Source organism: Pedobacter vanadiisoli (genome assembly GCF_042684385.1).
GTDB classification, from domain to species: domain Bacteria; phylum Bacteroidota; class Bacteroidia; order Sphingobacteriales; family Sphingobacteriaceae; genus Pedobacter; species Pedobacter vanadiisoli.
In genome coordinates, this window is record NZ_JBHULL010000010.1 from 1 (window position 1) to 13,024 (window position 13,024).

Below are 13,024 nucleotides of genomic sequence, written 5' to 3' on the forward strand. Positions count from 1 at the left end.
TAATTAATGCCGTTAGAAACAAAATAGCATTGAGAATTGCTGCAGTTATTAAAAATCAAGTCAGCTATAAAAATAACTATAATATAGCTGCGTAAAATTTGTTTTTATCATAACAATCATTTCGACTAGAGCGTGTCGATTTTTCATCGGTAGCGAAATGGAGAAATCTATAAAGACAGATTTCTCGACTGCGTTGCACTCCGCTCGAAATGACGACTCGTGAGAGGCTGTCAATCATATTGATTTTTATCCAATAAATTTATCCCTCGGGATGACAAACTTTTACCTACTGGTGATGTCCCCATAGACCAGCTTTATTTGCCTAGGCTTTATAGATTAGGTGATAAAAAAGCCGCAAAACTAACCAGGTCTTGCGGCAACATGTACAATATAACCACCGTACAGGATTGAGAATTATCTTTATGGTTTTACCGTTAACGTTTCTTTTAAATGAAGTTCACGGCTTGATGATCCGATCATCACCCTGAAATCGCCGGGTTCAATAACCGTTTTCAGGTTAGCGTCAAGCATCTGCAGCATTTCAGGTGTAATTTTAAAGCTGATGGTTTTGCTTTCTCCTGCTTTAAGTTTAACACGTTCAAATCCTTTAAGCTCTAAAACCGGACGGGCCACACTGGCCAGCATATCGCGCAGATACAATTGTGCCACTTCCTCACCATCTTTAGTACCTGTATTTTTAAGTGTAAAGCTTACTGTAGTACCTTCATTCGCGTTAATTGCTTTTTTAGCCAATGCGATATTACTGTATTCGAAAGTGGTATAACTTAAACCATAACCAAAGGGAAACAGCGGCTCGCCACTTAAGTTATTGTAATCGTCGCCCCTGCCGGTTGGCTTATGATTGTAAACCAGTGGCAATTGCGCCTCATGAACGGGATAAGTAATCGGAAGTCTGCCAGCAGGGTTATAATCGCCAAATAAAGTTTCGGCTACAGCGGTTCCTCCCTCCTCACCAGGATACCATACATTCAGGATAGCTGAAGCATCGTTGATCCAGTTTCCCATGGTTATCGCACTACCGCCAACCAATAATACCACTATGGGTTTACCTGTTTTAGCCATTTCCTGAATGAGTTGTTCCTGATTGCCGGGTAAATTCAGCATGGCACGGTCTAAGAACTCTCCTTCTTTTATTCCTGCAGCAACTACGATAACATCGGCGTTTTTAGCCATTGTTTTGGCTTCTTCCAGTACCTGTGCTTCCTTATCTTCAACGCCGTAGTTCCAGATTAATTTAATATGGGCATTACCTTTAGGCTCTTTAAACTCAACTTTTATGGGATACGCTTTACCTGCTTCAAAATTAAAGCTTTCAGTACGTGTATGATAAGAAGCCTTTTCCCACTGATCGATAATGAGTTTTCCATCCAGATATAAGCGATAGCCATCGTTACCGGCTAAACCGATTTGGTAGGTACCTGTTTTTTGCGGTTTAATTTCTCCCTGCCACCTTACCGAGTAATTATCTGTGGTCAGTTTCTCGCTGGGCGAATAAAGTGTCCACATGAAATCGATTTGTTTATCAGTCCTTGTTAATACTGACTGGCCAGAAAGATCAGTGGTGTTAAAGTATTCGCCGGTTAAGCCTTTACCATTTTTTGAGCTGAGGAATGTAGAATCGATTACGGTATACTTTTTAATTTCCCTAAAGCTTCCCTGGGCATAATTTACACTGGTTAAATTACCAGCCCTTGATTTTATGCCATCCAAAATGCTGATTTTACCCTGGCCTGTTCCACTATAGCCTCCTAAACGGGCCTCTATTGCATCTTGTCCCAATACCAGGATGTTTTTAGGCTGCTTTAGTGGTAATATATTTTGATTGTTTTTGAGCAGTACGAACGATTCTAAAGCTGATTTTTTAGCCAAAGCCTTGGCCGATAAATCAGTAAGCGAAGCCTCTGATTCTTTTTCTGAAACATAGGGATTCTCGAACAATCCCAATTCGAATTTAGCTCTCAATACCCTCGAAACCGCATCGTCAATACGAGCCTTCGGAATACTTCCATCTAAAAATGGTGGTTTAAAAAGCTTGTAATGTTCATATTCTACCTGAAAAATAACATCAAGTCCACCATTTAAAGCTTGCACTGTAGATTGTGCATAATTTTTTGAAGTATTATGCAACACATTTGCCCCACCTACTGCACCCGCGTCAGAGATTACAAAACCTTTAAACCCCCAGTCCTGCTTTAAGGTCTTGGTTAAAAGCCAGTAATTGGAAGTTGCAGGTGTTCCATCTACGCTGTTATAAGAGGTCATTACCGAACGGATGCCTGCCTTTTTTACTCCTTCTTCAAATGCAGGAAAGTGTATTTCGCGTAAAAACCTTTCCGTTTTCTGTATAGGGTAACTGTCTCTGCCCCCATCGCCAACGTTGGCAATAAGGTGTTTCGGCGTTACCACTACATTTTCTTTTTCGACGGCAGTCATAAATGCGGCTCCCATTACTTTGGTCAGGTAGGGATCTTCGCCATAAGTCTCTTCAACACGCCCCCAGCGCACATCGTCGGCCATATTGATTACCGGAGCCAGAATATCCCTAATGCCCCTAACCTTAGCTTCCTGTGCTATCCGTTTGCCTATCCGGGCCATGGTTAAGGTATCAAATGTTGCAGCCAAACCAATCGACTGTGGAAAGGCGGTCGCATTTTTCCGTACCAAACCATGTAAAGCTTCATCAAATACCAGCATCGGGATACCCAGCCGGGTATCGTTTACCAGGTAACGTTGTAACTGGTTAACTTTTTTAGCAAGGGTTAAGGCATTCTCGGTGGTATTGTAGCTCAGCAATTGCTGGGCCTCTCCTGCACCGCCCGATTGGGCACTGATCTGCAGGCCAAAAATCCCATTTTTGTAGTAACCTTTAGCTATGCCATCAACATCGCCAGGTACCATAAATAACTGCCAGAATTTTTCTTCAGGCGTCATCCTCGATACCAGGTCTTTCACCCTTAAATCGATACTGAGCTTAGGATTTTTGTAGGGCAGGTATTGCACATTTTTATTTTGTGCAGAAACGCCAGCCGAAAATAATAATGCTGTGATTAAAAAAGTATTTATTTTGAGGTTAAACATCTTTACTCTGATTCGGGGGTAAAAGAAAAGGCAAGCGCAATTTTCTCCTCCGTTTTAGGGAAGTCGAAATGTACTTTTCCAGCTACCAGTTTCCACTTTACTTTTTGGTTATTACTTAAAAGGGTAATGGTTGTTCCTTTTTTGGGAATGCTGCCTTTCCACGAAATTTCTTTAACAGGATTAGTATCCAATAAGCTAATACCGTAAACAGTTTTACCATCTTTACTTTGTGTAAACCAGTTTTGCCCGTCATGATAGTTTTTGGTGATGCGTGTTCCATAAATGGCGGCACCATTTTTTGAGGTCCACTGCCCAATTTCTTCTAACTTTTTAATCACATCATCAGGCAGCGTTCCATCCGCTTTTGGCCCAACACCCAATAACAAACTTCCGCCTTTGGCTACAATTTCTACCAGTTTATGCACTACTTCAGCTGCTGGTTTATATTGATCGTTAGGGACAAATCCCCATGCACCGCCTAAGGTCATACAACTCTCCCAGGGATAATCCAATTGTTTTTCAGGAATTTTCTGCTCAGGAGTTTGGTAATTTTCGAACTGGCCATGTACAGTACGGTCGACCATAATTAAACCAGGCTGTGCTTTCCTGGCATAAGCAGCAATTTTTGGCATATCAATGTCCTGGCTCCACTCCGGAATTGGCGCACCCCACGATAGTACTTCTTCATTTACCGACGCTAAAGGCCTTACCCAACCGCCATCTAGCCATAAAATATCGATGCTTCCGTAATTGTTCATCAATTCGCCAATCTGATTCTGGGTAAAGCTTTTAAACATGTTCCAGCGCCATGGATTCTTTCTGATATCGTAATTGTTATTTCTATTGGCGGTAGCATATTTATCCCACCAATAGTATTGCGAATGCCAGTCAGGCTTTGAAAAATAAGCGCCGATCATGAAATTCTGCTTCCGGAAAGCATCGAATACATATTTGGCAACATCTTTTTTAGGGTTATTCGCAAATGGACCTTTTGCAATGCTAAAATCAGATTGTTTGGTATCGAACATGGCAAAGCCATCGTGGTGTTTAGTGGTAAAAACCAGGTATTTCATTCCAGCGTCTTTACCTGCCTTTGCCCATTGTTCGGGGTTAAACTGGGTGGGATTAAATTTTTCATTTAATCCCCAATACCATTTCTTGTAATCATCATACTTTATTGTACTGTCTCTGTCAATCCAGTCTTCCGAACAGATTGACCAAGATTCAATAATTCCAGGAACAGCATATAAGCCCCAGTGGATAATCATCCCAAACTTTTGGTCTTGCCAGTGTTCCAGTTTCTTTTTTACTGCTTCATCTTTTGGCCATTCGTATTTCGTTGACTCTTTGAGGATATCATTTCGTTGAGCAAAAGCGATATTGATGCAACAGATAAAAGCAATTAAAAGGCTACGGAGTTTCATATTTTAATATAATTAAAAATCCCGGTAGTTTCTACCGGGATTTAATTTAAGAGGATTAAGGCATCCAGAATATTTTAGTTTTGCGGGTATCTTTAGCCTGTACAGCCTGATAATTTGCACTATTTAAAGTTTTCTCTTTTGCCGGATAAACCAATCTAGTTGGTGGCGTTTCGAAACCAACCTGCTTTCCGTTTGTTGGAAAAGTTAATACAGGGAAACCGGTTCTTCTGTATTCAGACCATGCTTCAATAGATTGTAAAACACCAAAATGTGCCCATTTTTGGGTAGCTATCTTAGCTAGTTTGTCAGTCTGAGTTCCACCATAACTCGCAGTTGAAGCATTTACCCAAGTATCAACTGTTGCTGTAGAAGGTACATCAGCTTTAGCATAGGCACCAGGGTTAACGCTATTAAGATAATAATAGAATGCAACAGACTGTCTTAAACCAAGATCATATGCAGTTTTTGCATCACTAGTACTTCCCCATCTTTCGTAAGCTTCTGCTTTTAATAAATTAACTTCAGAAGCAGTCATCAGGATTCCTGGCAGTTTAATATTGAAAACAAATGTTGCAGAATCTAATACAGCATATTTTCTGAAATTAGTCTCTTGCTCTGTAGTAGTGAAAGTATTCGGCATAGCTCTGTAAGTTGGATTTTGCACAAACTTACCATTAATGGTTTCACCAAATTTTTCATAAATAGCAGGAATACGAGGGTCATTAGCAGGCACCATTAAGGTATTTAACATATAGTCAGTTGCGTACCAACTACCTTCAAAAAATGCATCATGTAAATCATTGGTATTATTTGTTAAAGGTTGCAGTAAAATATCAGAGCTACCTGGATTATACGTACCGACATTGCCGCCATCTACCAGAGGGAAATTAGTCTGATCGCTTAACATTTGTAGAACTGCTGATTTAGCAGTTGTTTCATCTGTTTTAGAGATACGCATTAATAATCTCAAACGCAATGAGTTTGCATATCTGGCCCATTTATTCACATCTCCCTTCAATAAAATATCTGCCTTTGCAAATGCAGCTGTAGAGGTTGCTGTCTTAAAATATGTACCTGCATTTGCTAAATCTGAAATAAAGGAAGTGTAAAGTACCTTTTGATCATCATACTTTGCATTCTTTATCAAATCTTTAGCGGTTAAATTACCTGCTTCGGAATAAGGAATATCACCCCATAAATCGACCATTTTCGCTGCCTGTTCAATCATCACTACTTTAGCCGCTTGTAAAATTACTCTTTGTGCTGCCTGATCGGTGCTTGAAAGTGTGTTAAACTTTTTTTCCATTGCTCTATATAAGGCAACGGTTCCGCTCCCATTACCACCTGGAGTATAAAAGTCATCCCAATATTGCTGCGAGTAGCCATCGCTTTGCTGATAAATTGAATTGCCGTTAGAAATATAGGTAGTTTGTGCATACACTCCTGGCATCTGGCTTAAAAATGTACGCACATTCCAATATTTTGCGGCTACACGATCATTATTGAGCATTCCGGTAAATAATCCCGGTAAATTCGGATCTAAAACGTTTTCAGGATTATTAAATTTATCATCAATATCCTTTTTGCAACCAACCACAACAGTTAGCGACAATAGAAGAAAACTTGCTTTTATGATTAACTTTTTCATAATATCTTATTTGTTTTGGCTAAAAATTTGCATTTAACGAGAAACCAAAGTTTCTAGATGCAGCTGTTGAGCCAACATCTACACCTTGCGACCACCATTTGTTTCCAAGTGGCGCCTCTGGATCCAGATCTTTCAGTGTTCTGTGGATGTAAAACAAGTTACGTCCGATCAATGAAAATCTTACATTAGAAATTTTTAGTTTTTTAGTGAATGAAGGTGGAATTTTATAGCTCAATACAATCTCTCTCATTTTGATGTAATTGTTATCAAAGATCTCTCCCTCGGTCAATGAGCCTTCACCCCAGTTATAGGTAGTTAAATAATAGTCGGCAGCAGAAAGCACCTTAGTATTTGGCAGTCCGGTAGTTTGGTTTACACCTTTTAAAACCACACCGTCATTATAGGTCTTACCATTGCTGGTGTAAGTTAAACCGCCGTTAGCTGCATCTCTAAACTCCATTGAATTCTCTAACATACCTGCACCACGCATGTATTTCAGGTTAGGCGCAATCATTTTACCACCAAAGCGATAGTCAATTGTAAAATCTAAAGCTAAATTGCCATAGCTAAACGTGTTTGAGAAACCTCCTATCGCTTTTGGCATAATATTGCCCGCTTTAACATACGTAGAATTATCCATCACATAGTAACCATCGTCGTTTATTAAGTAATTGCCATTCGCATCAGTTTTTCTTGGACGGATGTAAATGTTACCTAAATCTTCGCCAGCTCTTGCCACAATTTTAGCAGTAGCCTGATCTGAAGAATAGAAATTAATCTCAGAATTGGCATCATACAATGAGTTAACTTTCGATTTATTGGTTGAGAAATTTAAACGGGTATCCCATCTGAATTTTCCTGAAACCGGAGTTGCATTCAAGGCGATTTCCCATCCTTTATTACCTACCTCACCTACGTTAACGATCTGTTTTTGAGCACCATTAGTTGATGTAACATCAAGCGGTAAGATTTGATTTTTGATTTTATTATTATAATAACTCACATCTAAACCTAATCTTCCATTTAAGAACCTGGTCTCTAAACCAAATTCAGCTTCATGTTTCTTCTCCGGCATTAAGCCTAGGTTACCGTAAGAAGATAATGATACAATAGATGGAACAGAACCATTGATCGTTTGTAAAGAGATTTGTTTATAAGAAATATTGGCTTCGTAAATAGGAGGAGCATTACCTACCACACCATAAGAAGCTCTTAATTTTCCGTAGCTCCAGAATTTTGGTAATTTCCATAGGTCACTAAATACAAAACCACTGTTTACTGAATAGTAAGAATATTGATTGTTTCCTGGAGGAAGTGAAGAAACATATTCTTGTCTGACTGTACCCTCAGCAAATAAGAAATCCTTATAACTTAAATTCACTAAACCTAAATAAGCATATTTAAGTAGCTCTTTACGCGCCTCAGTAGTTTCCTGAACATTAAATGAGTTAGCTAAAGCAAAGAAATTCTCTGTCACTAAACCATCTTTTGTATTGGATTTTAAATCTTTATAAGTTTCTTTTCTACCTTGATAACCTCCACTTACAGAGATGCCGAAATCTTCACCAATTTTGTTCGAATAAGTTAACAAGGCATCTCCGTAAAGTACAGCATATTGTCCTTGGGTAGTAGTATAAGATCCGGTACTTGTATTCGTGTTAAGTGCACTAGGTATTTCAGTAAACTGACGGTTTTCGGTTTTAGCACTAGTGTAATCATTACCAATACGTCCCCTCAATTTTAAATTCTTAGCAACATCGTAGTTTAAAGTGAAACTAGATAACAACCTGTTTTCATTCTCATCATACTGGTTTTTCAATTGTTGCCAATAAAAATCCAGTAAATTGGTTGCCCTGATGTTGAATATGAAAGGCTCGGGGCGGTTAACCTGATCGAAGGTTGCGTATTTGTATCCGTTACTGGTTTGGAATTTCTCTTTCATTAAGCCCATATCTTCGGCCCGACTGAAGAAACCTCCGAAAGAACCCAACACCTGACCTAATTGGTATGGTCTGTTTTTGGTAATCGTGTTTACATAACTTACAATTACATCAGCCGATAATTTCGGTGCAAGTTTAATTGTAGAGTTTAAGTTAAAGGTATTTTTACTACCGGTATTTCCTGGCTGCGTTCCCTTATAATCCAAGCGGGAGGCAGAGAAACGATAGTTAACACTTTCTGTCTGATTAGAAATTGCAATGTTTGCGTTAGAAGTATACCCGTTTTGGTATACATCTCTGTAGTTATTGGGTTGAGGCGAGTATGAACGGATTGAACCATCCCACCATCTCACTTGCTGGCCTTCCATTTTAGGGCCAAAATTTGCATAAGCTCTAAAGTATGGTCTGAAACCACTAGGAGAAGCGGCATCAGGAATCCAGCCTTCTTCGGTTGCACCATTCGCTACGTTGGTTTCGCGATCATAACCCGGGCCATAAGTGTTTTGGAATCTAGGTAAAAAAGCAACCTGATCGATTGAACCCTGATAGTTAAAATCAACACCTAATCCTCTGTTTTTAGACCCTTTTTTTGTCGTGATTACCACAACCCCACTTGCTGCATCAGAACCATATAACGCCGACGCACTGGCACCTTTTAGTACCGTTAAACTTTCAATATCTGCTGGGTTAATATCCAAAATACCGTTACCACGAACGCGCTGATCATCCCAATAGTTATTGTTATTTGCTCCTGCTGCACCGTTTTGCCCATCATTTCTGATCATCACACCATCCACAACATATAAAGGTTGCTGATTGTAGTTAATAGAGTTAATACCCCTGATCTGAACGTTCACAGCACTACTTGCACCACCTGGAGCGGTTGTGATTTTTACCCCCGCGGCTTTACCATAAAGTGCTGATGCAAAGTTGGTGTTACCCGCTTCGGTTAGCTGTTTAGCTGTTACCGTGCTTACAGCATATCCAAGAGATTTTTCCTGGCGCTTAATGCCTAATGCAGTTGTTACTACATTAACTTCATTGAGCTGGTTAGCGCTTTCTGTTAGGATAACATTTATGGCCGTTTGACTGTTTACGCTAATTTCCTGCTTTGCATAACCTATTGCTGTGAAAACCAATATTTCACCCGGATTTGCCGTTAATGAGAATTTTCCATTACCATCGGTTTGAGTTACTTTCACTGTACCTTTAATGGAAACGCTTACACCAGGAAGAGGTCCTGATGCATCTTTTACCGTACCGGTAATATTCTTCTGTGCAAAAGCACTTATTGTTATAAAACATAACAACAATATACTTAAACACTTTAAGTACGTTCTTTTCATATTTTTTAAGTTTAGTTTAAGATTAGTTTAAATAATTTGTGGCTTTGTATTTAGCCTTTTTATCTTGTCATGCAATATTGGTTTTGGTTAAATATTTATATTTTATTTGTTGTTGTTGTATTTTTTAGTCGAACTGATGATGTTCGATTGTTAAACTTGCCGCAGCTAATAATTCCGCTTCATCTGTAAGGGTAGAAAGCTTAATTTCGGTTTGTTCTGCAATGCGGGGTATACAGAACTCATGTATAGCCTGTTGGATTGGCGGCAATAACATTTTGCCTGCTTTAGCACCTCTGCCACTTAAAACAACGCACTGTGGGTTTAAAAGATGAATCAGGGTAGCAATCCCTTTACCCAATTGAAAAACCGCTTTAGCTAAAACAGATATGGCTACAGGATCCTGCTGGGTTACGGCAGTTAAAAAGTGATCGGCCGGATGTTTACTTTTATCCTTAAATAAAGCTTTCATGCTCGATTCGGCTCCGGCATCAATAGCTTGTTCAGCTCTTTTAGCCATAACGAGCAAGGAGGTATCTACCTCGAGGCACCCTCTTCTACCGCAGGAACATAAATTGTCGCTCTCAGATAAGGGGATGTGACTGAATTCACCAGCACTCCCGGCACTACCACGGTATAATTTTCCATTAATGATCATGCCCAAACCTGTTCCCCATCCAATATTGACTACCATTACTTCTTTTAAATTAATGGCTTCTCCAAAATTTAGTTCAGCTAACGCAATTAAACTCGAATCGTTATCAATATGCACAGGCAAAGCAATGTTTGCAGAAAGATATTTCTGCAGGGTAGTGCCATCTTTAACTTTAAGAAAAGAATGATTTATACCCTCATCTGCGTTAACAAAACCTGGCATACCGATGCCAACGCCCAATATGTCATTCCGGCTGATTTGAGATTGATCGATACTTTTATTGATAAAATCAATAAGATCGTCTACACTACTGTATTCAGAAGATATATCGAATTCTAGGGATTGAATTGGGGCCACCATCTTTCTGGAAAGATCGTAAATGGTTAACCTGGAAGTAAGCTGATCCATGGCAATCGCCACTATATACTTTTTCAGTTTGGGGTTGATTAAAAACATTGCCGCCCTTCTACCTCCGGTAGATGGGGCAAAACCTTCTTCCAAAAGAAACCCTTCTGCAATTAAACCATTAACAACAGAAGTAACCAACGGTAAACTCTTTTGTGTCAGCTTACTTAAATCTGTAAGTGACAGCGATTTTTTATAATATAAATGCCTAATAATATCAGCTTTAAGCCGCTGATTTTTCTCCACTATAACAGACATATTGTTTGATTATAGTCAAACTTAAAAAATATTTTTAAAACATCACAATTCTTTTTAATTTTTTTTTTAAGTTAATTCTAAACCGGCTTAAAACAAAAAGGGCGAATAATGTTCGATTATTCGCCCTTTTTAAGAAATTATATTTTTAATGTATGCCCATAAACAATCTGCTCCACCTTATTTTGTGTAAGAAAGAAGCCGTACTGTCCCAGCTCATCCAAACAAACAGGGCTTTACCAACAATATGGTCTTCCGGCACAAAACCCCAATAGCGCGAATCGGCTGAATTATGACGGTTATCCCCCATCATCCAGTAGTAATCCATTTTAAAGGTATAGGTAGTGGCCGGCTTATCGTTAATATACCAAACCCCGGCTTTTTGCTCTACTTTATTTCCTTCGTAAGTCCTGATTGCCCTGTAATACAGCGGCATGGTATTGCTGTCTATTTTAACGGTCCACCCTTTTGCAGGAATTTTGATCGGTCCGAAGTTATCCCTGTTCCAGACCCTATTTGGATCGTTAGGAAAAACACCGCCCTGTACCGGTCCTGGAGCATCAGGACTTAAAGTCACAGATTTTACAAAATCGAAGGTCTTCAGTTTTTCTACAATTTCTGGCGAAGCATCAACAATATAGGTATTAGTGGCTACAGCTGGCGTATTACCCAGGTTAAGGTTAAATTCATCCAGCGAAGCGTAATTAAAATCCATGGTTTTAAATTCGATGCGGTAGGGCATCATTCCCGTATTTTTTAAAGGCTCGTTTTTACCGTTTACATTGGCAATACCATTGCTCATTGAAATGACATCGCCTGGAATACCAATACAGCGTTTGATAAAGTTTTCACGTTTATCAACCGGACGGTCTACTATGGTAAATGTACTTCTAACCTGCTCCCTGCCCATGCTCCGTTCTAAAGCATAATAACTTTCAGCCTGGTTTTCTACAGCAACGGTATCTCCTTCCGGAAAGTTGAACACCACTACATCATTTCGTTTAATTTTTGACAAGCCTGGTAAACGGTGATATTTCCACTGAACGCCATCCCAATAAGCCTTGGTTGAAGTTGTTAAGGGCATGGTATGGTGCGCAAATGGAAAAGCTACCGGTGTCATTGGTATCCGTGCTCCATAATTTACCTTACTTACAAAAAGAAAATCGCCGATAAGTAAAGATCTCTCCATCGAACCTGATGGAATGGTGTAGGCCTCGATAAAAAATACGCGGATAATGGTTGCTGCTACTACTGCAAAAACAATTGCATCAAACCACTCGCGGGTTTTAGTTTTTTTCTTCTTTGGGGCATCTTTTTTTCGTTGCCAGAATTTATAATTCATATACCTTATTTTTGGTTTCGCGATTTATTTAATCGGTTCCCTGTTATCTGTACTTCTTTTGGTATGGTTTTACAGATCAATTGATCTCATACATTATATTACGCTTTGGTCTTTTAGCTTTGGTCTTTCAGCTCTCGGAACTTTAAACTTTACTCAAAAATATCAGTAATATTAAAAAATCCTTTTTTATCTCTCACCCATTCTGCCGCCACAACTGCCCCCAAGGCAAAACCAGCCCTGTTGTGAGCCGTATGTTTAATTTCTATCTCATCTACCTCACTGCTGTAAATTACGGTGTGCGTACCTGGTATATTTTCAATACGGTGCGACTCGATCAGCAATTGCTCAGGTTTCGGAAACAGCTCCACATCTGTACCCACTACTTCATTTAACCACTCTTGTTTGCGTTCCAGGTTTTCAACAATCCCTTCAGCCAATGTAATGGCGGTTCCGCTTGGCGCATCCAGTTTTTGAGTATGGTGAATTTCTTCAACCTGAACCTCGTAAGCCGGATAATTATTCATCAGTTTAGCCAGCGTCTGGTTAAGCTTAAAGAACAAATTTACGCCAATACTGAAGTTAGACCCATAAAGCAACGTATTGTTACTTTTATCGCAATCGTCTTTTACCTCCTGCAATTTACCATACCAGCCGGTTGTTCCTACAACTACAGGCACATTGGCATCAAAACAGGCATCTATATTTTTTAAAACCGAATCAGGCGTGCTAAAATCAATAGCTACATCAGCTGATTTTAAATTTTCACGGGTTAAATCTTCCTGATTATCAATGGTTATTTTTAATACAATTTCGTGGCCACGTTCAACCGCAAATTTTTCGATAATCTGCCCCATTTTCCCATACCCTAAAAGCGCAAGTTTCATTTGTTTATTGTTTAGTTTCTATTCTTGTT

Annotated in this window: 7 protein-coding genes; all 7 read right to left on the bottom strand. The window is 39.3% G+C overall.

Translation table 11 applies throughout. From position 1 onward, the window contains the following. Positions 1–420: 420 nt before the first annotated feature. Positions 421–3,099 carry a glycoside hydrolase family 3 N-terminal domain-containing protein gene (locus ACFSR6_RS13165; RefSeq protein WP_379079639.1) on the bottom strand — a complete coding sequence of 893 codons (2,679 nt, stop codon included), beginning with the start codon at positions 3,097–3,099 and terminating at the stop codon, positions 421–423. A gap of 2 nt (positions 3,100–3,101) precedes the next feature. Further along, a complete protein-coding gene (locus ACFSR6_RS13170; protein ID WP_379079641.1) occupies positions 3,102–4,523 on the bottom strand; it encodes an alpha-L-fucosidase in 1,422 nt (473 codons plus the stop codon). A gap of 55 nt (positions 4,524–4,578) precedes the next feature. Further along, positions 4,579–6,171 carry a SusD/RagB family nutrient-binding outer membrane lipoprotein gene (locus tag ACFSR6_RS13175; RefSeq protein ID WP_379079643.1) on the bottom strand — a complete coding sequence of 531 codons (1,593 nt, stop codon included), beginning with the start codon at positions 6,169–6,171 and terminating at the stop codon, positions 4,579–4,581. Between the two features lie 19 nt (positions 6,172–6,190). Further along, positions 6,191–9,457, bottom strand: a complete 3,267-nt coding sequence (locus ACFSR6_RS13180) for a SusC/RagA family TonB-linked outer membrane protein (RefSeq protein WP_379079645.1) — start codon at positions 9,455–9,457, stop codon at positions 6,191–6,193. A gap of 124 nt (positions 9,458–9,581) precedes the next feature. Continuing rightward, complete coding sequence (locus tag ACFSR6_RS13185) at positions 9,582–10,772, bottom strand: ROK family protein (protein WP_379079647.1); 1,191 nt, start codon at positions 10,770–10,772, stop codon at positions 9,582–9,584. A gap of 145 nt (positions 10,773–10,917) precedes the next feature. Continuing rightward, entirely contained in the window at positions 10,918–12,111 is a 1,194-nt protein-coding gene (lepB, locus tag ACFSR6_RS13190) for a signal peptidase I (RefSeq protein WP_379079649.1), read from the bottom strand. A gap of 149 nt (positions 12,112–12,260) precedes the next feature. Next, the gene (gene dapB / locus ACFSR6_RS13195) at positions 12,261–12,995 is read right to left on the bottom strand and encodes a 4-hydroxy-tetrahydrodipicolinate reductase (protein WP_379079651.1); all 735 of its coding nucleotides are present in this window, start codon (positions 12,993–12,995) and stop codon (positions 12,261–12,263) included. Positions 12,996–13,024: the final 29 nt, after the last annotated feature.

What these genes read in the sequence shown, in the direction of transcription:
- ACFSR6_RS13165 (WP_379079639.1), bottom strand. Translation starts at nt 3,099, where the DNA reads ATGTTTAACCTCAAAATAAATACTTTTTTAATCACAGCATTATTATTT.
- ACFSR6_RS13170 (WP_379079641.1), bottom strand. Translation starts at nt 4,523, where the DNA reads ATGAAACTCCGTAGCCTTTTAATTGCTTTTATCTGTTGCATCAATATC.
- ACFSR6_RS13175 (WP_379079643.1), bottom strand. Translation starts at nt 6,171, where the DNA reads ATGAAAAAGTTAATCATAAAAGCAAGTTTTCTTCTATTGTCGCTAACT.
- ACFSR6_RS13180 (WP_379079645.1), bottom strand. Translation starts at nt 9,457, where the DNA reads ATGAAAAGAACGTACTTAAAGTGTTTAAGTATATTGTTGTTATGTTTT.
- ACFSR6_RS13185 (WP_379079647.1), bottom strand. Translation starts at nt 10,772, where the DNA reads ATGTCTGTTATAGTGGAGAAAAATCAGCGGCTTAAAGCTGATATTATT.
- lepB (WP_379079649.1), bottom strand. Translation starts at nt 12,111, where the DNA reads ATGAATTATAAATTCTGGCAACGAAAAAAAGATGCCCCAAAGAAGAAA.
- dapB (WP_379079651.1), bottom strand. Translation starts at nt 12,995, where the DNA reads ATGAAACTTGCGCTTTTAGGGTATGGGAAAATGGGGCAGATTATCGAA.